The organism is Pseudomonas frederiksbergensis (genome assembly GCF_003732275.1).
In the GTDB taxonomy this organism is placed as follows: domain Bacteria; phylum Pseudomonadota; class Gammaproteobacteria; order Pseudomonadales; family Pseudomonadaceae; genus Aquipseudomonas; species Aquipseudomonas frederiksbergensis_H.
In genome coordinates, this window is sequence record NZ_MOBM01000040.1 from 56,863 (window position 1) to 80,762 (window position 23,900).

Sequence of the window (23,900 nt, forward strand, 5' to 3'; positions counted from 1 at the left end):
GTTATTTCCCCTTACTCATCGATTCCCACCCGACATGCCGAGCACCGTTATGGACAGCTTCGGGAACTAATTGCATCCTACCGGTATCCTGATGATGATGCCAAGTGAGTCCAGGAATCTTATCCTGACCACTGCGTATAGCTTTTAGTTGGACATCTGAGAATAGCGAGCTTGGAATGGCACCACTGTCTATTTGCGTTCGCAAATCACGAGTCGCCATTCTCAACTGCCCATCGTAACTTGCAGCCCGAAAATCTCCGATATTGATATGCGTATCGAATTTTGCAACATCATCAAATATCGGAAAGCCTTTATTGTCAAAAACGACTCGTGTTTTCGAACCATCTGGCAGCGCAATGTCCTTATGCAACCCAGCCAGCTTCACATTTGGCATCCCAGCGGGGGGTACAGTAGTAGACACCACGTTTTCGGCACCATATTTTTCACCCAGCTCCTCTCTAATATTCCTAGAGTCATAAGGGACATCACCGAGATTACCTTGAATCGAGCAAGTCCCGCCGTTACAGCTATAGCAAGGCCCGATGTTATGTACCCATGTACTCAGCTTTCCGACATAGAATGTGTGCCCTATATCAACAGTCAGGTTATACGTCGTACCTTGAGGCTGCAGCAATTCAACAGATAAAACATTGATCGAAGCATCCTGAGTCGCACCATCCCCCAACGACTGCAACTGATCACCCGGTTTGAGCTCTATCAGCGGCACAAAGCCCTTCCGCGCCGGTACATAAAATGGGTGGCCCGGTGTCACTTGCAAGGTCTCAGTTGTACCCACGCCAGTGACGCCATTCTTTTCCAGTTTCAGCTGATAAATCGGCTGATCCGTTCGAATATGAGTGGCGGAGACCTTAGCGGCGAATGGTTCACCTCCCTGCTCAGGCTTGGTCCAAACGATATCGCCCACCTTGAGCGCATCAATTGCTCGCTCACCCTCAGGGGTGGCGACCATGGTTCCTGCAGCAAAGCAGCATGGGCTGTAGCCCGCCAACTTTGCCTCGGCTTGGGTAACGAACTGTTCAGTGCTTTTCCCGGCAGCGGCAGCTACGCCTTTCCCTGCTACAGACTCAAGCCCCTTCCCGGCAATAGCCTCCGCACCTTTGACCGCCAATACATCTCGCGCTGCCAAGTCCTTGATTGCGCTCAGAAGCGTTCCCTTGCCCACCCCGCCTATGGGCATAAGCTCAACAAGTAGCTTGAGATCAATATTGGAATTGACTCCGCCACTCGCCAGAACACGTAACCGGTCCATTTGCTCTGCTTGGGTCCTAGCATCGGCACTGAGCGCACCAATTTCAGGAAGCTTCCTGATAGCAATGGAATCCCCGTATTGCTCAGCCCACTGGTCCGGTACTACACCCATACCACCTGGGGCGTTGTTGTAGGTGGAGTTGCTCGAAGGATTGAAGAGACGCGAGTCGTTGTACTGCCTGTCCGTAGACGTGAACGCAACGACCTTGTCGCCGTTCGCGACGATGGGGCTCCCATCCGCCCACGTCAAAAGCACCTTCTCGTTCTGCAGTTGAGTGACCACTCCTCGGGCAACACGCAGGTCGTCAGCCAAGTGCTGACCCTCTGGGTTATTCGGGCTATAGCCGGACAGAATTCCCTGTAGTTCATTGTTGGTCTGCTTATCGACCTCACCACCTGCTACGAATGTCAGTAGAGCGTTCCATTCGAAGCCAGATTGGCTTTTGCCAGTTGAGGCATCTAAATTCTTGGCCTCAAGAGCAAGTCTTTTCTCTTCTTGAACGTGCAATTTGCGGTTGTAAGACTGCGCATTCCCGGCGATTTCCGAGCCTAGAGAAACGTCGCCATCAACGCTTGCTGCCGCCAGCAACCCCACCAGCTTGGACGCAGCGTTTACCAACCGGTCGTGCTCTGCGGGATCATCGCCACTGAGTAACGGTGTTTTATCCAAGGTCGCGATAAGCGCCTCATTAGCGCCCGCGGCGATCGCCCCCGTTTTAAAGTCGCCACCCATTGCTTCTGAAAGCAACCCACCCACGACAGCATGCAGGGCGGTTTTACTTAGGCCGCTGTCTTGAAGTTTGAAGGCATCGCCAAAATCACCAACACCTGTGAAAGCAGTTGCCTGAAGCACATCGAAGACGCTGCCCTTCATTGCGTCCTTGAAGCTGCCTTGCCCAAGGGCTTCGGAAAGCGTTCCGCGCACCGCTCCGCCCGCCAATTGGATCGTACCGAACCGACCAAGAGCCGCCGGGTCGTTCCAATGAGGTACTACGCTGGGACCACTCACTTTGTTAGTGACAGGGTCGCTCTGTGCGCCAAACCAGTTGCCACTGGCGTAATTCACAAATCCTGCTGAGGCGCCCGCGATCAGCGCTTGTTTCATGCTGTCGCTGCTGAAGGTTTCCTTGAATGCGGTTCCCAGGTTGCCCTTGTTGTTTATCGTGCTGACCACGCCCGTACTGGCAAGGGAGGTCAACGACGCGGTGGCAATGATATTTCCCAGACCTGCTGCCGTACCTGCGACAGCCGCACTGGTCGTCGTTGCAGCTGTGGCTGCCGTTGCCGCCGCCATCGTCGAGCCGGCGCCTGCAGCACTACCGGCTGCTGCCGCAAACGTACTGGCGGCACCTGCCGTCAACACCGTTACGACGATGATGATCGCAAGCATCGCCCCCTGACCAAGGCTGGAATGGCTGTATTTGAAGGAATCATGCAACTCCTTCACATGCCGCCAATCCACATCCCCACGCTTCTCAGCCTCCTTCAACCAAGCCAATTGCGGATCAGCCTTCACCATCACATCAATGGTCTGGCTAACCGTGTTCTGATTGATCTGCCTGATATCAATCTTCAAGCCATCTACGGCCTTGATCGCCAATTGCCCCTGTGCCATCAACTCACTCTGGCGCAGTGTTTCGTCGGTATTGCCCTTGCCCTTCGCGCTGGTCCATGCCAGGTCGCCCTTGCTCTTCTCGTGGCTCTCCTGATGCAGGTCCTTGACCGCCTCAAACGTCACCGCGCCGCCGCTGGCAATCGTCAGGTCGTTACCACTATTGAGCTTGGCCCGCTGATACAGCTGATCGCCACCACTGGCCAATGTCAGGTCGCCACCGGTCTTGATTTCTGTCCCTACGTTTGTGACGCGGGTGACTTCATCACGCTGGGTTTTCTTGGCGCCCCAGCCGCCTTTTTCTTTCATGTCGTAGAGGGTGTAGGTGCTGTTCTGCGCGGCCAGCAGGTTCAACCTATCCCCGCTGTACAGATATGCCTCATTCCCCGCACTGATCTTGCTCGCCACAATCGTCGTGTCGCGCCCAGCCTGGCTGGTGAAGTTCCCGCCCGCCGTCAGCACACTCGCCACTTGCGTCGTCTGATCATCCGAAGTCTTGATGCGCTTCTTGCCGTGCTTTTCCTTGCCCTCAACGTTGTGTATATCGCTGACCGACACGATGTTCAGGTCGCGCGCGGCCTGAACGTTCAGGTCTTTGCCGGCGGTGGCGGTGCTGCCGATGACGTTGACGTCTTGCCCGGCTTTCATGTTGAGGTTGCCGCCGACGGTAACGGTCGCAGCGAGGTTCTTCACGTCGGTGGTGATGCTCGACTTGTGGCCGCCGTCGCTGAATTCGTGTTTCACGCTGGTGTCGGTTTTGGCCGCCAGATTGATGTCCCGGCCCGCCGTCAGGGTCGCGTTGCCACCACTGCTCAAGGCCCCGTGGTTGGTCAGGTCGCGGCCGGCCGCAACGGCCAGGTTTTCCCGGGCGCTGATGCTGGCGCCCGCATCGGTCAGGGTGCGCATGCCGGCGCCGTCACGAACCTGGATCGCGGTGCGATCGTTGATGATGTCGCCCTTGAGCGCGACAAGGCTGACCTGGCTGGCGCGGATCTCGCCGGCCATGGCATTGCGAATGCTGTCTTGCGCCAGTATTTGCAGGTCGTTACCGGCCTCGACCAGCCCGCCCTGGTAGACGCTGCCGGCGCTTTGGATGTTGAGGTTGTTGCTGGCGCGCAGCGTGCCGACGTTGACCAGATCGCCGCCGGTGAACAGGTTCAAGTCCCTACCCTGGATCAGGCTACTGCCGCGTACGTTACGGTTATCTGCCTGGGCCAGGTACAACACCGGCACGAGGACTTTTTGCCCGTCGACGATGCGGTTTTCCATCCAGACAATGTCATGGGTCAGCGCGCTGACCTGCTCGCCCGTCAACGAGACGCCAAGGCTCAGGCGCAGTGCATCTTTGCTGGCGAGGGCGTTGTCCATCAGGTAGCGGTATTGGTCGTAATCGCTGGTCAAACCGCTGGCGAGAAAACGCTGGCCGGTTTTCGCCAGCACTGCATCGCGAATCAGGCGCTGCTCGTACAGGCCATCGCCGAGTCGACGCCAAGTGGCGTCGGCGTTGACGTTCAACTGCTTGAGCAGGTAGTCCGAACCAAAGAACTGCGACAGGTTCGTGAGGTTCCGGTTGGTCTCGATCAGGTAGCGGCTGGTCGGGTCGGGGTTCTTGATGAACAACCCGTAATCGCCCTTGGGCGTTTGGAAATTCGGCCCGGCCGTCGGGTCCACAGAGGTGAACGGTAGCCCGCTGTAATCCACCGGTTTGAAGATGGTCTGTACGCTGCCATCCGCCGCGATACGCTCGATGGGTTGCACAACGGCAGGCGTCACGGCGGCGGCACTGGTCGCCTGCGGGTTGAGGTTGATATTGACCTCGCCAACCTTGACGCCGGTCTGGTCGTCGCCCAGCGTACCGGTCAGTTGTTCGAGCGTGTTCTGGTGCAGCGTTCCGTTTTGCACGGTACGCGTGACGTTGAGGTTGACGGTGGCGCCGGCCTGAATCGTGGCGGCGTAGGTCGGCTCAGGGTTGTCGGTCCAGACGGTGACGTTGCTTTGCTCCTGGAAGCGGCTGTCGCTGGAGCGCGATTTCAGCAGCTCGAAGCGAGCGTCGTCGTAGTTGCCGGCGGCAACGGCCGCGTTGAAGGCCGGGACGTCGGTGAACTCCATCTGGTCCCAGTAACCGGTGGAAATGCGCCTCGGTGTACCGATCACGATGGTGTTCTGCCCGGTGCGAGTGGACGCGCCCTGGTTGAGCAGGTCATCGGCAATGATGGTCAGACTGTTGTTGGCAGCCAGCAAGCTGTAGCGGTTCTGCACGCTTGAGGCCTGGATGTTGAGGTCTTTGCCTGCAACCAGGCGCGCCGAAGCAGAGTCCTTGATGGCACGCTCGATGAACGTTTGGCCGATGGTGATCTTGCCGCGCTTGAAGGAGTCATGACCGCCACAGTGTTGGCCGCACACCCAGCTCAAGGTGCCGCTCACCCGTTGTTGGCCCAGCTCGAATTCGGCTTTGGCATTTTCCAGCGAGACGGCGCGAAGGTTGATGTTGCCTTGGCTTTCGACGGTCCCGGAGAAGTTTCTGAAGCTTTGCGCGGCGCCGCCGTCGATGCCGGTGAAGCTTAGATTGCCGGCGCTGTAGAGGTCGCCATACCAGTTGAGCAGGCTACCGGCGCGCAGGGTCATGTCGCCGCCGCTGAACAGCAATGTATCGGCACCGTTGGTGATGCCGCCGGTGGCGGTGAGGTCGACTTTGCCTTGGGCACCCAGTGTGCCGTGGTTGTCGATTTGCGCCGCGTCGATGCGCAGGTTCTGGCGGGCAGTCAGGTAACCGAGGTTATCCAGCGTACCGCTCAGGTTGAGGCGTGTGTCGGTGCCGGCCCCCATGCGTCCGCCGTTCTGGCGGACGTCATGGGCGGTGATAGTCAGCATTTTCTGTGCGGATAACCGACCGCTGTTGTACAGATCACCCGTAAGGTTCAGCGTGAGATCGCCATCGCTGAGCAGCTCGCCGCCGTTGCTCAGGCTGCCAAGGTTGAGCACCAGTGCGGTGCTGCTGGCCAGGCGATCGCCAGACTGTAGCGTCAGCGAATCGTTGGTGTAAGTCAGGGCCTCGTTGAGCTGTGCATGCCCCAGCCCATCCACCGCGCCAAAGTTCCAGTCGCCGCTGCCCAGGCCGGTGATATCACCACCGGCACCGGTGAGGCTATCGAGGCGCAGGGTAAATAACCCGGTGTTGGCGTGTTCGAGGGTCCCGGTGCGGTTATCCAGCGAGCTGGATTTGAAACTGAACGACGAGTTACCGACCTCGATGGTGCCGTTGCGGTTATTGACGGCGCCGCTGAAATCGACGGTGCTGATGTCGTCTGGCGAGGCTCGAAGCGTACTGGTGTTGTTGCCCAGCGCGCGGATCCGCCCCGAAGCGCTGTTGTCCAGCGCGCCACCCCGGAGTGCAAGCCAGGTGTTGGATTCGATCAGGCCACCCTGGTTGGTCAGTTGGCCGGCCGTCAGGTCAACGGTGTTGCTACTGAGCTGTCCACCGCTGTTGTCCAGCGTGGAGCCTTTGAACACCAGCGCGGTCTTGGCGAAGAGTTTGCCGGCGCGGCTGGTCAGTGAATCGACGGTCAGCTTCAGTTCGCCCGCCAGGCTGGCGATCATGCCGGCCTTGGTGCCGTCGCTGCTGTTATCGAGATTGCCGGCGGTCACCTCGACGGTGTGGCCTTGGATCGTGCCGCCAAGGTTGCCGATACTGCCCTTGCCGAGCTTCAGGCTGGCAAGCCCACCGTCGGCGAGAATAACGCCGCCGCTGTTGTCCAGTCGGTTCCCGCTGTAGGTCAACCCACCGGTCCCTGCGACCAGTTGCCCCTTCTGACCGTTGAGCAAAGTGGTCGCCTGAAGGTCCAGTTGCCGGCCGCGAATCGTGCCGCCCTGGTTATCGATCAGGCTCGCGCCGGTGACGGTGACCGTCCTGATACCCGCATCGATCACACCGGTCAGGTTGCTCAACACGTTGCTGACATTCAGGACAACGTCGCCGCCATTGCTGACCAGTGCGCCCTTGCCGTTGTTGATCAGGCGTTGAGCATCGACCTGGATGGTTTTACCGAGCACTGTGCCCGCGCTGTTGTCCAGCCAGCCACCTTGCAGCAAAAGGCCGCCGTCGCTCTGAATGCGCCCCTTGTTATTGAGCAGCTGCGCCTTGATGGCCGCCGGATCGAAGATCAGGCTCATGCCCTGGGCGCCTGCCGCCAACAGCCCCGCGTTGCTGTTGTCGAGCCCCGAGGCGTTCAGATCAATGCGTTCGCCGACGATTTTCCCGCCGCGGTTATCGACCTGCCCTCCTGGCGCACGAATGTTGACCTTGGCCCCCAGCATGCTGCCGCGCTGGTTATCGAGGCTCGAGGCTTTCAGGTTGAGATCACCTTTGACCGCCAGCAGTCTGCCGCCCTGGTTGATGACTTCCTGGCTCGTGACTGAAAGCTGGTTTTGCGCCTGGAGAGTGCCCGAAGTGTTGTCGAACCTGCTGCGGGTGTTCACCCGTGCATTACCTACGCTGGCAGAAAGCAGGCCGGCGCGATTATCCAGCGTGGCGGTATCGACGATAAGGTCATTGGCGTCGATTTGCCCGCCACGGTTATCCAGCTGGCGGGCGGTGATTGTCAGGCTGCCACCCAGCACCTGGATCAAGCCTTCGCGGTTGTCCAGGCTGTCGAGTTGCAAGGAGGCCGCCTGCCCCGCGCCAAAGCGGATTACCCCTGCCAGGTTGACGACAGCCGGTGTAGTGATCACCAGCGACCGCTCACCGACGATTCGCGCGGCAGCCCCCTGGTTGGTTACCCGGGCGCTGGTCAGATCGACCGCCGCGCCCTGAACCACGCCTTGATTGGTCAGGGTTGTGCCAGCACGGATGCTCAACGAGCGACTGGCTTCGAGGCTGCCGCTGTTGGTCACGGTGGGGCTGGTAATGCTCAGGTCGCCCGTGGTGTTGCGGCTGTTGTCGGCTTCGATGCCAGCGGCAATCACGCCCGAGTTACTGAGTTTGCCGGCATTGATGTCAATGCGATTGCGGGCAGCCAGGCTCTGCCGGTTGACCAGCTCGCCGGGCGTGCGCACATCGACGCTGCCGGCGTAAGCCTTGCCGGTCATCTCGACACTCTGCGCGTTGACCCGCAAGGCACCTTGGGCCGATGCCTGCGCCATGCTCAGATGGCCGCCGGCATCGATTTGAATATCGCCGGCACTGGCGGCCATGTTGCCCGCCAGCTTGACCCCGACACCCTGCTCGGTGCCCACCAGTTTGATGGTGTTGGCATACATCCCGCCCAGTGCCGCCGCATCGATTGCCAGTTGCGGCTTGTCGGCATCACTGGCCGCGCGAGGCGTGGTAGCCAGGCTGTCGGCGTTGACATTGTTGGCACCGGTGATGACATTCAACTGCCGGGCATGGATGTTGGCGTTGATCTTCGCCGAACGGGTAATCAGGTCGAATTGATCAATGTTGGCTGCATCAAGCCCCATGCCATCGATGGTGATGCTGCCGCCATCAACCTCGAAATGATCAAGCTTGCCGGAGCCGTCGAGTACAGGCTTGCCGGTGCTGAGGGTCACGCGCGGCGTGTTGATGAAACCGCAACCGTTACAGCTCACGCCGTAAGGGTTGGCAATGATGACCCGCGCTGACTGGCCTGCCACTTCGGTGTAGCCGTTGAGCTGGCTGGGGCTACCGCCGTTGACTTCGTTGAGGATGGTGCCGGCTGCCCGTCCACCGAGCTGACTGTTGCCCAGGATGTGGCCGCCCAGTTGGGTGTTCTGCACCGCGTTCGTCGCGTTGTTGAGGATCACGCCCTGGCGACCGACGTTGTAATCCTTGAACTGGTTGTGCGAAAGCCCGGCGCCGTTGGGCGCGGCAATATTGATCACCGGTACGCCGTTGCCAGCCTGCCCTATGCCGGTCTGCGTGTTGCCGCTGACGGCGATGCCCTCGGCCTGGGCCCAGATCGGCTGCCAGAACATGACGTTCGCCAGCAGCAATGCCAGCAAGCGTTTGGGCATGCCCAGGAAGTGCGTGCGAGGGGCCACGGCAGCCGAAGGCTGGCGGGACAGAAAGGCAAACTGGTGAACGTCCATATTCAGAATCTCGACGCAATAACAAATGAATTAAAGAAACAGGTCGACCTGGAAATAGATCGGCGCCTCGCGCTCGGTGAGCACGGAGGGGCGTTCCAGCGAGTGGGCGAATGTCACGCGAGTGGCGACGTACTGGCCACGGGCAAAGAACTCCAGAGAGTTGCTGGACATTCGGCCATGCACTTCGCTGTTGTATCGGTCATTGCTGATCACGCCTTGGTCATAGCCGACACTGGTGCCGTACTCGCTCAGTACCGGGCGCAGCCAATCGGCCGTCACCGGGCGGGTCCAGCGCAGTTCGTTGCGCCAGTAGCCGCCGCTGTCCCCGGATAAAAACTGGTCTTTATAGCCACGCACCGATGAGCTGCCACCCAGGCTGATGCGTTGCGGACTGAACAGCACGTCTTCACTGCGCTGGCCCGTGGCAAGGCTGCTGAACGTGAAGGACTCGCCCAGCCAGTTGAACGGCAACAGGTAACTGGCCGTGGCGGTGTACTTTCGATAGCGAGCGTTGGCGGTAAGGTTGCCGGCATCGTCACGACGCTGGTCGTTGCCTTGTGCGTCCAGCGCGCCGATGCCCTGCTGCATGCCCAGGTCCAGGTTGACGAACGAATGGCCGATACGCCGGCCATGGTTGATACCCAGCTGGGCTTCGGTAATACGCTGGCTGCTGTTATCCAGGCGGCTATCTTCGATGTAGTTGTTAGTGCGCAGGTGGGCGAAGCCGGCATTGATCGAGGTTTTGCTCACCGCATCGCGATGGACGAGGCGCTCGGCGCGCAATTGATGACTCTCGCTGTCGCCGCTCTGGCTGAAGTTGAAACCATTGCCTTGGGCCTGGGAGCGGTATTCGCTCTGGCTGTAGGTATAACTGAAGTTCCACCAGCCCCAAGGCACGTTGTAATAGAGCATGGCGTTTTTCGAGGTTTTCTGGTGATCGCTCAACGCGTCATGGCCGCCGCGCAACATCAGCTGGTCGGCCAGCCCCAGTGGGCTGTCCCACTCAAAGCCTGCGCCCCACTGCTGTTCACCGGTGCTTTTCTGCCCGTCGTTGTTACGCGACAGGCTGGCACGCCAAGGCTTCTGTGGGGTGTTCTTGACCAGCACGCTGCTGCCGCCGACCTGAACGCCAGGGGTCAGTTCCATTTGCGCCTGGTTGGAGGGCAAGCGGTTCAACTGATCCACCAGTTGTTCTATTTCACGAAGATTGAGCAATTCGCCCGTTTTACCGGGAAAGGTCATGGACAGTTCCCGATCGGAGATATGGCTGTCGTCAGCGCCCTTCAAACCCTCGAGTTTGCCCTCGACGACATACACACTTAAGTGGCCGCTGGAGAGGTCTTGCTGCGGCAAGTAAGCGCGGCTGGTGATCATGCCCTTGTCGATGTAATGGTCGGTGATGACCTTGAGCAACTCGTTGAGTTGCGAGACGCCCAGGCATTGACCGAGATAGGGCTTGAGCAAACGCTCGCGGTCGGCAGCGGACAGGCTGTCGGCGCCCTTGAGTTCGATGTCTTTGATAGGAAAGCAACGTGTATCCACCGGGGCGGTCGGTGTTGCGGGCAATGTTGGCTTGCCCGGCAGTTCCTTGAGTTCTTCCAGTCGACGCTGTTGTTCTTCGATCAGACGGTTCTGGCGATCGCGGATCAGGTCCTGGTCACCCGGCGTTGGCAGGCTGGCGCCATAGGCGCTGCTCTGCATACTCAGGTTAAGCAATAGCGCGCACAGCACCGGCCACATCCGTGGGGAGATAAACATAACGCTCCATGTCATAGAGTAGTGCTGAGGGCGCAAATCAATGCCCGCAGGGGAAGGGTCGTAGACGCCCTGAAATTGATGTCAGAAATACTGGCTAAATGACGCCAGCCATCATGGACGGTAAACAGACCGCACACATTTTGAAAAATTCAGCCGACAAGAAAATTAATATCAACTGTGTCAGACCAACCGAACCACGCGGCGGGCTTGATACTGCGGCGAGTGGCTTGCCCACCCCCCGTTGGGTTGCCGTCAGCAGGGTTTCTGGGTCGACGTGGGAAATGGTGCTGGGTTTGCGCTTGATGTCTGTGGAGGGTTGGCGGGTTGAGCTAGTGTCGAGGGCGCAGTCGTAGGCAGCGGTGCAAGGCCGAGTAGCCTGAGTGAGTATCTGGAAGTGTCGTTAAACAGTGTTTGTTTAGTGGTCTGAGCGTGTAGTGGCTGCACTGGCCTCTTCGCGAGCAAGCCCGCTCCCACAGGTATTTGCTGTGACCAAGGATTTGTGAACGACACCGATCACTGTGGGAGCGGGCCTGCCCGCGATGAGGCCCAAAAAAACACCGTCCAACTTTCGGTCAAACCACTGGGTAAATTAATTCGTCCCCTTTTCCCGCTCACTTCGGGTTTTGTGGTGGACGGGCTGGCCCTATCGCGAGCAGGCTCGCTCCCACATTTGATCTGCGGCGTTCGCAAAAAATGGATTCACAGCAAATCCCCTGTGGGAGCGGGCTTGCTCGCGAAGAGGCCCGAAAAAACACCCTCCAACTTTTGGTCAACCCGCCAATCGCGCCGCAAGAAACTTGGCCTGGCTCGCCACGTCGGTCACCGCCGTGCTTTCCCACCACATCCCGCGCAACGGAGGGCCCATGGCGAACAAACGGCTGGCGGCCTGCCCATCGGCGCTTAGCACTGCGCCGTCATCCGCCGCCGCAATCCCCAACGCCAATGGCCCCGGCCGCACCAGCCCGCGCGCCAATAGCTGCTGCGGTAATGGCCGCGCCACCCGCCGCCAGTCGTATTCGATGCCACTGGAATTGATCAGCGCCGCGCCGCTGACGACGCAGGTTTGCGCCTCGCCACGCCGTCGAATGCGGATACTCACCCCGCTCAACGAAGGCTCAAGCCCTTTGAACGACGCCGCCTGAATCCGCAACCGCCCTTCCCCATGCAGCCGCGCCACCAACTCGGCGCTCAATGGCGGCGAGCGATGGTGATGGCTTTCCCACCATGGCCGCACATGCCGCACAAACTGCCGACGTTGCACATCCGTCGCCTGACTCCACAACCGCCCGATGTGCGCCCGCACCGTGTCGAGTGGCGCTTGCCAATCGATGCCTTGCGCGATGGCGTCCCGACAGTGCCGACGCAGTTCGCGCATCAGCTGACGCGGTGTGCGAACGCTGTGATCCTCGGCGAGAAAATCCACCCAAACCGGCGGCTGCCGACGCACATGAGGCAATAGCCCATGCCGGGAAAACACTTCGATCGGCCCGCGATGCCCGGCCTGTTCCAGCGACACCACGGCATCGACCATGGTCAGGCCCGAGCCGATGATCAGCACCGTCGACTGCGGATCGAGCTGACGCATGGCGGTCACATCCCATGGATCGAGCGCCGCTGCGTTCAAGCCGCTGGATTCGGTTTGCGGCGTGCGCGCGGCGGGGAACATGCCAGTGGCTAGCACCGCATAGGCGCCCTGCAAACGTTGGCCATCGTTCAAGGTCAGGCGCACCGAATCGATATCGGTCTGCACATCGACTACTTCCGCGCGCACATGCTCCACCGTCGAGCCGTACCGCGCGCCCACCGCCTGCGCCTCGGCCAAACGCTGCTGCACATAAACGCCAAACAGCCCGCGCGGCGGAAACAGCTCACTGACCGGCACATGCTGCTGATCCGACTCCGGCCAACCACCCGCCGCAATGTACTCGGTCAGCCATTGGGTCAAATCATCAGCGTTGTCAGGATCGACGCTCATCCGCGCCGCGTTGCCGTTGAGCGTATGGCCCAACTCCACCGCGCTGTACGCTTCGCCCCGACCAAGTTCGGCGCGAGGTTCGATCACCAGCACCTGACGCTTGCCCGGCAAGCGCAGCAACTGCGCCGCCAGCATCGCGCCGCTGAGGCCGCCGCCGATGATCAGGATGTCCGCGTGGCGGCTGGCGTCGGTCGCCTGTCCGCTTGGGGTGTCAGTCATGGCGTGCTCACTAATCAATGTTTACCTAGATAGAAGTCGTGCAGATCGCCCCGTGCCAGTAACTCATCGGCGGTGCCGGACAGCACCACGCGACCAGTGTCGAGGACGTAGGCCTTTGAGGCGTACTTGAGTGCCACGTTAATATTTTGCTCGGCAATCAGGAAGCTCACCTGCTCGTCTCGATTGAGTTGCGCCACGATTTCGAAAATTTCCTGGACGATAATAGGCGCCAAACCCATGGAAGGTTCATCGAGCAATACCAAAGTAGGACGTGTCATCAACGCCCGGCCGATGGCGACCATCTGCTGCTCGCCACCGGAGGTCAGCCCGGCCCGGGTCTTGCGCTTGGTTTTCAGGCGTGGAAACCAGGCGTAGATGCGCTCCAGATCCGCCGCCAGGTCCTTGCGGCTCAGACCGCGAACGAAGCCGCCGCTGCGCAGGTTGTCCTCCACCGTCAGTTGTGGGAACACGTGCCGGCCCTCCAGCACATGCACCATGCCCTGGCGCACGCGAACGCTCGGATTAACCTCTGCGGTATCGCGCCCGAGAAACTCGATCGTCCCTCGACTGACTTCCGCGCGCTCGGCCCGCACCAACCCGGAAATCGCCTTGAGCGTGGTGCTTTTGCCCGCACCGTTGGCCCCGAGCAACGCGACGATGCCGCCCTTGGGCACCGTCAGCGACACCCCGGCCACGGCGAGGATCGCCCCGTCGTAGATCACCTCGATGTCTTTGACTTGCAACAGGTCATTGGTGGCAATGTCGCTGGCGGCTTGGCTCATACGTTATTCATCCCCGGTGCAGGTGCGTGGTGTCAGGCCTTTTTCCTTGGCGAACGCGGCGGATTTTTCATCGATCAATGGCCGCAGCAACGCGCGGTCGGCGGGGATCCAGTCGCTGATCAGCGTCCAGTTGGCGCCGTCCCACTGTTGCACCCGCGCCGAACCGCCACCCTCATGATCCTTGCACGACAGCTTGAGGTTCTGCATCAGGCCGAAGTAGCCCATGTCCTTGAGCCGCGCGTCGTCGATGTTCAGGTGCTCCAGGCCCCAACGACCCTCTTCGCCATTAAGCGGCCGCTTGCCGAACTTGCCTTGGGCGGTACGGATCGCTTCCACCATCACTGCCGCGTTCACCAGCCCGGAGTTGTAATAGACGCTGCCGAAATTCTTCAGGTCCTTGAGGTCGCTTTTGCCTTTGTCGAGGATGGCTTGCTTGAGGCGTTTGTGGATCTCGAATTCGCTGCCGGCCGGGTATGGCGTCAGCGCCAAATACCCTTTGGCGGCGGCGCCCGCGGGCAATACGTCTTCGCTGGAACTGGCCCAGATGTCGCCGACGATATGGTCAACCGGGAAGCCGAAACGCGCCGCCGTCTTGACCGCCACCGGCGTCGACACGCCCCAGGTGCGCAGGAACACCCAGTCCGGGTTGGCCTGGCGCACTTGCCGCCATTGCGCCGATTGCTCGTTGCCCGGATCGGCCACCGGGATCTGGATGTTTTCGAAGCCGTATTTTTCAGCCAGCAATTTCAACGGACCGAGGGTTTCCCGACCGTAAGCCGAGTCGTGATAAACCGTGGCGATTTTCTTGCCCTTGAGTTTGTCGAACCCGCCCTCGCGCTGAGCGATGTAGTTGATCAAGCTCGAGGCCTCGCTGTAGAAGGTCAGCATCACCGGAAAATTGTAAGGGAACACCGTGCCATCGGTGGCTTCGGTGCGACCGTAGCCGAGGGTGATCAGCGGGATCTTGTCGACTTCCGCCCGCTCGCTCAGCGCATACGCCGCGGGTGCACCATTGGGTGAATAGATCGCCACCGGGGCACCATCCAGGCCTTTCTTGAAGCGCTCATAGCACTCGATGCCCTTCTCCGCCGTCCACTCGGTTTCGCATTCCTGCCAGACCAATTTGACGCCGTTGATCCCGCCTTCCACATCGTTGATGTAGTTCAGGTAATCGAGCATGCCGGCCCACACTTGCACACCGCTGGAGGCGTAAGCGCCGACCCGGTAAGTGGCCAACGGGAAGAACTGCTGGTCCGGCGAGGCCTGAACCATCGGCACCGCGCTGCCGAAAATCGCCAGCGTCAGAGCGACGCCGGCCAATGAACGTTTCAAGGATGCACGCATGTTGTCTCTCTACCAGGTTGGGGATTCAGAAGCGCAGCGGCCAGTGACCCAGCCGTTCACGAAGATTGCTCAAGAGGCGAATCAGGCCTTCCGGTTCCTTGATCAGAAACAGGATGATCAGCACGCCGAAGATGATTTTTTGCAGGTTCTGCAACTGGCCGGCGTCCACCGAACCACCGAACAAGGCTTGCCCGGCATGGCTGAGCAGGATCGGCAGCAAGCTGATAAACGCCGCGCCGACGAAGTTGCCGGCGATGCTGCCCATGCCACCGATAATGATGATGAACAGGATCTGGAATGACCGGTTGATATCGAAGCTGCTGGCGCTGGCCGTGCCCAAATAAGCAAAGGCCCACAGCGCCCCGGCGATGCCGAGGTAAAACGAGCTGACGGCGAACGCCAAGTGCTTGTAGCGCACCACCGGAATGCCGATGACTGCGGCGGCGGTGTCCATGTCACGGATCGCCATCCAGTTGCGGCCGATCTGGCTTTTCACCAGGTTCACCGCGACCCAGGTCAACAGCAGCACCGTGGTCAGGGTCAGCAGATAGCGGCCCAATGGAGTGTTGAGGTCATGGTCAAACAAGGCCAGTTTCGGCGCGGAAATGGTTCCGGACGAACCGTAGTTGTAGAACCAGGGGAATTTGACGAACAGCCACTCCAGGAAAAACTGCGCGGCCAGGGTGGTGACCATCAGGTAAAAGCCCTTGATCCGCGAACTCGGCAGGCCAAAGACAAACCCCACCACCGCGCTGATCACCCCGCCGCCGAGCAGCGCCACCGGCAAGCCCAGCTCTGGCAAACGCAGTAGAAAACCGTAGGTGGCAAAGGCGCCGACCGCCATGAAGCCGGCCGCGCCGACCGAGGTCTGACCGGTGTAACCAGTGAGCAAGTTGAGGCCAAGCCCGGCCAGGGACAGCACCAGGAACGGAATCAGAATCGCGTTCAGCCAATAGTCGTTGCCGGTCAGCGGCACGACCACGAAGGCGATCAACAACAGCGCAATCAAACCAATCGGCACACGGCGCTGGATCAACACCGCCGGCGCGGTTTCGCGGGTAAGGGAAATCGACATGGGTTCAGACTCGCTCGATGGCGCGCTCGCCGAACAGGCCGGCGGGACGGATGTACAGGAAGGCCAAAGCCAGGACGTAAGCGAACCACGGGGTAATGCCACCGCCGATCAGCGGGCCGATGTACACCTCGGCGAGGTTCTCCGCCGCACCGACGATCAACCCGCCGACAATCGCCCCGCCAATCGAGGTGAAGCCGCCGATGATCAACACCGGCAAGGCTTTGAGCACCACCAGCGACAGCGAGAACTGTACGCCTTGGCGGGCGCCCCACAACAATCCCGCCACCAGCCCGACGATGCCGGCCACCGCCCAGACGATCTGCCAGATGCGGTTGAGGTTGATGCCGATCGACAGCGCGGCGGTGGTGTCATCCGCCACTGCGCGCAGGGACACACCAATGCGGGTTTTGTTGAACAGCAGCGCCAGCACCGTCACCAGCACGATGGCGGCCGCTGCGGCAATCAGGTCGAACTGGCTGACCATCATCCCGCCGATAAACAGCGGCACGTCATCGATGCCCAGATCCAGCGCTCGCACTTGCGAACCCATCAAGCCCTGAGCCAGACCTTCGATGATGAACGACAACCCGAGGGTGGCCATGAACAGGGTGATTTGCGAGCGATTGACCAGTGGCCGCAACACCAGCCGCTCGATCAGCAACGCGCCGACGATCATCACCACAACGGTCAGCAATAGCGCCAAGGCGAACGGCACGCCTTGATCGTGCAGGCTGACAAAGGTCAGCGCGGCGAACAGCAGCATCGCGCCCTGGGCGAAATTGAACACGCCGCTGGCCTTGTAGATCAGCACGAAGCCGATCGCGACCAGCGAGTACATGGTCCCGGCGAGCAAGCCGCCGAGCAGGGTTTCGAAGAAGAACGTCATCAGTGCACCACTCCCAGATACGCCGCGATGACGTCGGGATTGGCCTGCACCTCTGCCGGCGTGCCGTCCCCGACCTTGCGCCCGTAATCGAGCACTACCACATGGTCGGACAGGCCCATGACCACGCTCATGTCGTGCTCGATCAATACCACCGTGGTGCCGAGGTCGCGGTTGATGTCGGCGATGAAGCGGGCCATTTCCCGCTTCTCTTCGGCGTTCATCCCGGCCATCGGCTCATCGAGCAGCAACAGGCTGGGGCCCGCGATCAAGGCACGGCCAAGCTCCACACGTTTTTGCAGGCCGTAGGACAGCTTGCCCACCGGCACATCGCGATGGGCTTGCAGTTCGAGGAATTCGAGAATGCCCTGGGCCTGCCGACGGAAGTCTTCAGCCTCACGCCGGGCTCTTGGCAGGTTCAGCGCCTGCTCAATGAAACTGCTGCGCAGGTGCCGTGACAGGCCGGTGAGGATGTTGTCGATCACGCTCATTTTCTTGAACAACGCGTTGTTCTGGAATGTGCGACCGATACCCCGGCGTGATGCGCTCAGCGGGTCGATACGCTTGAACGGCTGTTGCTCGAACACAATCGCACCGGCATCGAAGCGGTACACGCCGTTCAGCACGTTGAGCAGCGAACTCTTGCCCGCGCCGTTGGGGCCGATCAGCGCGCAGATCTCGCCCCGGCGCACATCGAACGACAGTTCATTGATCGCCTTCACACCTTTGAAGGACAGGGAAATACCGCTGACTTGCAGAATGGAATCAGTCGAGCTCATGCGATGTCCCGTTTGAATTCAGCGAGCCAGGTCGGCTCGGGTTGAGCATCGGAAATGCGGGTGGCTTGCCAGATAAAATGCAGGTTGTGGAAGCCCAACAGGCGGCGAACGCGGTTCTTGATCAAGCGTTGCAGGCCTTTTTCGGGATGGGCGATGGCCCAGTCGCAGAGGCGTCGACGCCAGGTGCCGTGGGGGGCGAGGCGGCTTTCGATTTCTGCGGCCAATAGTTGCAGGCGTTCGGCGGACAGCAGCAGCCCGGACGGTGCGACTTCACGACGGTCGCGGCTGGCGCTGCCGGGGCTTTCCGGGAAGGCCAGGGATTGGCCGCTGTTGAGCCATTGCTCCAGCAATACCGTCAGGCCGTGCTGCCACTGGGAGCCCTCTTCGCTCCACAGTTGCGCGTCTTGATTCCAGCGGTTGAGGCGTTGTGCAGGTTCCACCGGGCCGAGCAGGTCGGCGAAATCCAGCAGCGTCAGGCCTTGGTTGATCCAGAGTTGCTGCGTCTGTCTCCCCTGGACGAACGCGTGAGTCGGACGGCTGCGCCACAGGGCCTTGTGCAGCGCCTCGGAGTCGAGGTTATCCGGCAACGTCAGCAATTCGGCGCCGATGTGCCGGGCGGCCAGTGCGAGCAGCAACAGATTTGGCTCGAACGCACCGCTCAAGGCCAGGCGCGAATCTTCGGTAAAACCCTGCTGACGCAAGCCATCGGCCAACCGCTCGACATCGCGCAAAACATCGATCCAGCGCCAGACGAACCACTGACCGTGGCGCTTGTGTCGCAAGGCCGGCTGCAACGGACTGACCTGCGCCCAGTGCCGCAACTGCTCCAGGGCGCCAGGCGCCTTGACCTGCCATTCGGCGGTGTCCGCGATGGGCGGACGCTTGAGTTCATGCACGCTCATTGGCTTACCTCTTATCCATGGGCGAAAAGCGTGCGGTGGTCCGCTGGGCTGAAGAATTAACGCAATCTCTAAAACACCCTGCTCCCACATTGGATCTTCGCCGGGCGCTGTATTTGTGTACGACGCCGATTACCTGTGGGAGCGGGCTTGCTCGCGATGGCGGTGTGACAGACGACATCGATGTTGAATGTGCTGGCCTCATCGCGAGCAGGCTCGCTCCACAGGGGATGTGTGTTGTGCTCAAGTTTTCTACGCAGACACCACTTTCTTCTCCTGCCGCCGCAACCCCGCCAGGTCTCGATAACCGGCACCCGGATGTATCTCCGGCAATCGCGCGCCTTCGCCAAACAACTTCTCGCGCAGGGTCCCCGGTGCGTATTCGGTCTTGTACACCCCACGCTTCTGCAACTCAGGCACCAACAACTCAACGGCATCGATGAACGTTTCATGGGTCAACGCATAAGCCAGGTTGAAACCATCCACATCAGTCTCGTCGACCCACTCCTGCAGCAAATCAGCGACGGTCTCGGGGCTGCCGACAAACAGCGGCCCGAAACCGCCAATCCCGACCCAATCGGCCAGTTCGTTCGGCGTCCAGACCTTGTTCGGGTCCGCCGTGGAGAACGCCTCCACCGCCGATTGAATCGCATTGGTATGCACGTGTTTGAGCGGTTCATCCGGTTTGAACTGGCTGAAGTCGATCCCGGTCCAGCCAGAGATCAACGCCATGGCGCCCTCATAACTGACCCAGGTTTTGTATTCTTCGAATTTGGCTTTGGCCTTGGCGTCGGTCTCGCCGAGGATCACCGTTTGCAGATTGAAGATCAGGATCTTCGACGGATCGCGCCCCGCCTCGGCCGCGCGACGACGGATGTCGGCCACGGTTTTCTTCAGCAGCACTTTCGACGGCGCGGCGACAAACACACACTCGGCATGTTCGGCAGCGAACTGCTTGCCGCGACTCGAGGCGCCGGCCTGAAACAGCACCGGCGTACGTTGCGGTGAAGGCTCGCAGAGGTGAATCCCAGGCACCTGAAAGTGTTTACCAACGTGCCGGATCTCGTGGATTTTGCTCGGGTCGCTGAAGATCCGCCGCTCGCGATCCCGCAGAACCGCGCCCTCTTCCCAGCTGCCTTCCCACAGCTTGTAGCAAACCTCCAGGTACTCTTCGGCGAAGTCATAACGGGCGTCGTGTTCGGTCTGGGCTTTCTGGCCGAGGTTCTTCGCACCGCTTTCCAGGTACGAGGTGACAATGTTCCAGCCCGCGCGGCCCTTGGTCAGGTGATCGAGGGTCGACAGGCGCCGGGCGAACGGGTACGGATGTTCGAAAGACAGCGAAGCGGTCAGGCCGAAACCCAGATGCTCGGTGACCAATGCCATCGGCGGGATCAGTTGCAATGGATCATTGACCGGCACCTGCGCCGCCTGACGAATCGCCGCGTCACCGTTGCCGTTGTAGACGTCATAAATGCCCAGCACATCGGCGATGAACAAACCGTCGAACTTGCCGCGCTCAAGGATTTTCGCCAGATCGGTCCAGTACTCAAGATCCTTGTACTGCCAGGATCGATCCCGCGGATGCGCCCACAAACCCGGCGACTGGTGGCCGACGCAGTTCATGTCAAAGGCGTTGAGACGAATTTCACGGACCATCAAACGACACTCCGCACGCTGGGTGGGTGGATGCCGTTGAGGCGGAAGTTGCCGATCAAGTGAAGTTTCCAGCGCAGCGGATCGGTCACTGAGCCCGACAAGGGCGTGCGCTGGCCGGTGAGTTCGAATTCGGCATTGCTCACGGCGTTTAACGCGTCGGCGCTGGCGAGGCGCGACTCGGCGATGGCGACGCTGATTTCCGTGTCGTCATCAACGCTGCTCAGAAAGTCTTCGGCGCGTTCGAGCAGCGCGGCGGCGACTTCGATGCGGATGTGCAAGTCGCCGAAACGGCTGATGACGAAAGGATCATCCGTGGCATGGGTCTGCCGGCGGACGAAACGCAACGTCGCATCGAGCAAACTGCGAGCGTTGTGCAAGTCGTGCTGAGGCTTGGCCAGGGGCTGCCCGGTAACAATCGGTTGGGTCAAGGCGTTCATGGGTCGCTCCTCAGTTCCAGGCGTGGCGCGCAGGCTTCACGCCGTTGAGCAGGTAGTTGCCAATCAAGTGATATTTCCAGCGCGCCGGATCGTGCAGGGTGTGCGTCCGGGCGTTGCGCCAGTGACGGTCGAGGTTGTACTTGCCGAGCACCGAGCGGGTGCCGGCGAGTTCGAAGAGTTTGCTGCTGGTGAGCAAGGCGATTTCGGCAGAGAGGACTTTCGCCTGTGCGACCACCACCGAGGCGCGGGCAACCGTGTCTTCATTGGGTTTGAGCAACGCGGCGTCGATGGCTTGGCCGGCTTTTTTCAGGATCGCTTCGGTGCCATGAACCCGCCATTCCAGATCGCCGATCACGGCGATGCTGAACGGATCCTGCCAGCCGTGATCCTGCTGGCTGTCGATCCATGGTCGGGCTTCACGAGCGTAGCGCTTGGTTTCTTCCAGGGCGCCGACGGCGATGCCGGTATCCACGGCAGCCTGGATGATTTGCGAAATCGGGCCGTCGGCGGTGGGTTCGTCGAACGCCTTGTGGGCCGGGATCACCGCGCTCAAAGGCACGCTCACCGCGTTCAGGGTCACGCCGCCGCTGGCAGTGGTGCGCTGGCCGAAACCGTCCCAGCTGTCGATCACCGTCAACCCGGGATTGTCGCGCTCGATGAAGGCGATGAAAGCCTTGTTCCCTTCATCAACGGCCACCGCCGGCACGATGTGCGCGAACAAGGCGCCGGTGCAGTAGAACTTCTCGCCGTCGATTTGCGCGGTGTCCTCATCGAAGCGGATACGGGTTTCAAAGGCACCGGCATTCCGGCTTTTGGATTCGGAGAAGGCGTTGCCGAAACGGTAGCCCTGCAGGACTTTGCCGAAGTAATAGCGCTTCTGCGCTTCGGTGGCGGTTTGCAGCAGGATGTCGAGCACGCCCAGATGGTTTTGCGGGATCTGGCCGAGGGACGGGTCAGCGGCGGAAATGATCTTGATCACCTCGGCGACTGTCACGTAAGACACGCCGGCACCGCCGTATTCTTTGGGAATAGTGATGCCCCATAAACCACTGGCAGAGAACTCGTCGAGTTCGGCGACCGGCAGACGTCGCTCGCGGTCACGAGCACTGGCCTCGATAGCGAAGCGTGCGGCGAGCTTGTGAGCGACGGCAATCGCCTCGGCGTCCGAGTGGATCACATGGGCGGTTTGCGAGGGTTGGGCAGAGGCTGTCATGGGCCGACTCCGGGATTCTGGTGAATGCCCCAGGGCTTCTGCAGGAGTCGTGCCTGAACATAAATTTGTGTTATTTCAATAGCTTAATGAACTATTCGAGAAACACTTGCAGCTTCAAAACAGCAAAGTGCTTATCCAGTGTTGGTCGGCAAACAGTCAGATCACCACATTACGCACAAACCGCGCCGCCACTTCCCCGTCGTTGCGATAGGAATGCGGCTGGTTGCTGGCAAACATGAAGAACTCACCGGCAGCAATTTTCTGCGGCTGGTCGCCGAGCATCAGAGTCAGGCAACCTTCGAACACATAGAGCTGTTCGCTCCAGCCTTCCGCATCCGGTTCCGATGGGTAATGTTCGCCCGGTTCGAGTCGCCATTCCCAGAGTTCCACTTCTCGGGTGGCGATGGCTTTGGCCAGCAACACCGCTTTACTGCCGGGGATGGTACCGGCCCAGGCCAGTTCGTTGATGCGGCTCGGGTCGCGGGCGTCGGGGGCCTGGATCAGGTCGCTGAAGGCGACATCCAGCGCTTCGGCCACGCGGTCGAGGGTGGTCAGGCTGACATTCTTCTCGCCGGCCTCGATGGCCACCAGCATCCGGCGGCTGACCCCGGACTTTTCGGCCAAAGCGGTCTGGCTCATGTCGGCGGCGTGACGCAGACGTCGGACGTTCTGGCTGACGTGCTGGAGAACCGACGCCCGTTGGGTGGAATCTTTGTGCACTATATTGCTCACTCGATGGTGTTGCGCAGTATACTGCCCAACTTCCGGCGCATTGTGCGTCTCCCTCAGGTAGCGCGCAAGGTCATGACGTCGGTGAACTCCTCCCCTGCTTCCTCCCGTTTCTCACGGTTCAGCAAAGCTGAGTGCGTGTTGGTGCTGATCACCATGGTCTGGGGCGGGACCTTTTTGCTGGTGCAGCATGCAATGACCGTCAGCGGGCCGATGTTTTTCGTCGGTCTGCGTTTTGCGGCGGCGGCGAGCATCGTTGCCCTGTTCTCCTGGCGTCATCTGCGCGAACTGACCCTGTTCGAACTCAAGGCCGGGGCGTTTATCGGCGTGGCGATCATGCTCGGTTACGGCTTGCAGACCGTGGGGTTGCAGAGCATTCCCAGCAGTCAGTCGGCGTTTATTACCGCGCTGTATGTGCCGTTCGTACCATTGCTGCAATGGCTGGTGCTGGGTCGGCGCCCGGGGTTGATGCCGAGCATCGGGATCATGCTGGCCTTTACCGGGTTGATGCTGCTATCGGGACCAGCCGGCGCGTCGTTCAATTTCAGCCCAGGTGAAATCGCCACCTTGATCAGCGCCGTGGCGATTGCGGCGGAGATCATTTTGATCAGCACCTATGCCGGCCAGGTTGACGTGCGCCGGGTGACGGTGGTGCAACTGGCAGTGACTTCGGTGCTGGCATTTCTGATGGTGGTGCCGACTCAGGAAGTGATTCCGGGGTTCTCCTGGTTGCTGTTGTGCAGTGCATTGGGCCTGGGCGCGGCGAGTGCGGCGATTCAGGTGGCGATGAACTGGGCGCAGAAGAGTGTTTCGCCGACGCGGGCGACGCTGATCTATGCCGGGGAGCCGGTGTGGGCCGGAATTGTCGGGCGGATTGCCGGAGAGCGGTTGCCGGCGATTGCGTTGGTGGGCGCGGGGTTGATTGTGGCGGCGGTGATTGTCAGTGAGTTGAAGACTAAGGGTAAGGTTGCTTCGCCTGAAGAAGAGTTAGAGCAGGAAGCACAGGGTTAAGCCGCAATATCTGCGTTGCTTGATAGAAAGCCATCGCGAGCAGGCTCGCTCCCACATTTGGAACGCATTACCCCTGTGGGAGCGAGCCTGCTCGCGATGGCGTCCGACGGGTTGACCTCCGTACATTGAAACAATGTGAATCAGGAATTTTCCGTTTACCTTGTAGGATTCTGCGACAGCTTGGCGTTTGGTG

14 protein-coding genes are annotated in these 23,900 nt (G+C 60.4%); 1 reads left to right on the forward strand and 13 read right to left on the reverse strand.

The window, feature by feature from the left end; all coding sequences use genetic code 11:
* Position 1 precedes the first annotated feature (1 nt).
* The 13 genes from BK662_RS31335 to BK662_RS31400 all read right to left on the reverse strand — a co-directional run bounded on the left by BK662_RS31335 (position 2) and on the right by BK662_RS31400 (position 22,687).
* Positions 2 to 8,947, reverse strand: coding sequence for a two-partner secretion domain-containing protein (locus BK662_RS31335; protein ID WP_123360798.1), 8,946 nt, complete (start codon positions 8,945 to 8,947; stop codon positions 2 to 4).
* 30 nt (positions 8,948 to 8,977) lie between these two features.
* Positions 8,978 to 10,687 (reverse strand): ShlB/FhaC/HecB family hemolysin secretion/activation protein, encoded by a 1,710-nt coding sequence (locus tag BK662_RS31340; RefSeq protein WP_185047216.1) that lies wholly within the window; start codon positions 10,685 to 10,687, stop codon positions 8,978 to 8,980.
* Between the two features lie 787 nt (positions 10,688 to 11,474).
* The gene (locus tag BK662_RS31345) at positions 11,475 to 12,899 is read right to left on the reverse strand and encodes an FAD/NAD(P)-binding protein (protein ID WP_123360800.1); all 1,425 of its coding nucleotides are present in this window, start codon (positions 12,897 to 12,899) and stop codon (positions 11,475 to 11,477) included.
* A gap of 14 nt (positions 12,900 to 12,913) precedes the next feature.
* Complete coding sequence (locus BK662_RS31350; RefSeq protein ID WP_123360801.1) at positions 12,914 to 13,681, reverse strand: ABC transporter ATP-binding protein; 768 nt, start codon at positions 13,679 to 13,681, stop codon at positions 12,914 to 12,916.
* A 3-nt stretch (positions 13,682 to 13,684) separates the two neighbouring features.
* A complete protein-coding gene (locus BK662_RS31355; RefSeq protein ID WP_123360802.1) occupies positions 13,685 to 15,025 on the reverse strand; it encodes an ABC transporter substrate-binding protein in 1,341 nt (446 codons plus the stop codon).
* A gap of 25 nt (positions 15,026 to 15,050) precedes the next feature.
* Positions 15,051 to 16,100 (reverse strand): branched-chain amino acid ABC transporter permease, encoded by a 1,050-nt coding sequence (locus BK662_RS31360; RefSeq protein ID WP_123360803.1) that lies wholly within the window; start codon positions 16,098 to 16,100, stop codon positions 15,051 to 15,053.
* A 4-nt stretch (positions 16,101 to 16,104) separates the two neighbouring features.
* Positions 16,105 to 16,986, reverse strand: coding sequence for a branched-chain amino acid ABC transporter permease (locus BK662_RS31365; RefSeq protein ID WP_008014134.1), 882 nt, complete (start codon positions 16,984 to 16,986; stop codon positions 16,105 to 16,107).
* Positions 16,986 to 17,762, reverse strand: coding sequence for an ABC transporter ATP-binding protein (locus BK662_RS31370; protein WP_123360804.1), 777 nt, complete (start codon positions 17,760 to 17,762; stop codon positions 16,986 to 16,988). Before BK662_RS31370 ends, BK662_RS31365 begins: the two co-directional genes overlap by 1 nt.
* Positions 17,759 to 18,664, reverse strand: coding sequence for an AMP-binding protein (locus tag BK662_RS31375; RefSeq protein ID WP_123360805.1), 906 nt, complete (start codon positions 18,662 to 18,664; stop codon positions 17,759 to 17,761). Before BK662_RS31375 ends, BK662_RS31370 begins: the two co-directional genes overlap by 4 nt.
* A gap of 249 nt (positions 18,665 to 18,913) precedes the next feature.
* Positions 18,914 to 20,317 (reverse strand): LLM class flavin-dependent oxidoreductase, encoded by a 1,404-nt coding sequence (locus tag BK662_RS31385; RefSeq protein WP_123360806.1) that lies wholly within the window; start codon positions 20,315 to 20,317, stop codon positions 18,914 to 18,916.
* Entirely contained in the window at positions 20,317 to 20,754 is a 438-nt protein-coding gene (locus BK662_RS31390) for an acyl-CoA dehydrogenase (RefSeq protein WP_123360807.1), read from the reverse strand. Before BK662_RS31390 ends, BK662_RS31385 begins: the two co-directional genes overlap by 1 nt.
* 10 nt (positions 20,755 to 20,764) lie before the next feature.
* The gene (locus tag BK662_RS31395; protein WP_185047214.1) at positions 20,765 to 21,967 is read right to left on the reverse strand and encodes an SfnB family sulfur acquisition oxidoreductase; all 1,203 of its coding nucleotides are present in this window, start codon (positions 21,965 to 21,967) and stop codon (positions 20,765 to 20,767) included.
* 156 nt (positions 21,968 to 22,123) lie between these two features.
* On the reverse strand, positions 22,124 to 22,687 hold the full coding sequence (locus BK662_RS31400) for a helix-turn-helix domain-containing protein (RefSeq protein WP_123360809.1): 564 nt from the start codon (positions 22,685 to 22,687) through the stop codon (positions 22,124 to 22,126).
* 15 nt (positions 22,688 to 22,702) lie between these two features.
* Between BK662_RS31400 and BK662_RS31405 the strand changes: the two genes are divergently transcribed.
* Positions 22,703 to 23,707: a DMT family transporter gene (locus BK662_RS31405; RefSeq protein ID WP_185047217.1), complete on the forward strand. Its 1,005-nt coding sequence runs from the start codon at positions 22,703 to 22,705 to the stop codon at positions 23,705 to 23,707.
* Positions 23,708 to 23,900: the final 193 nt, after the last annotated feature.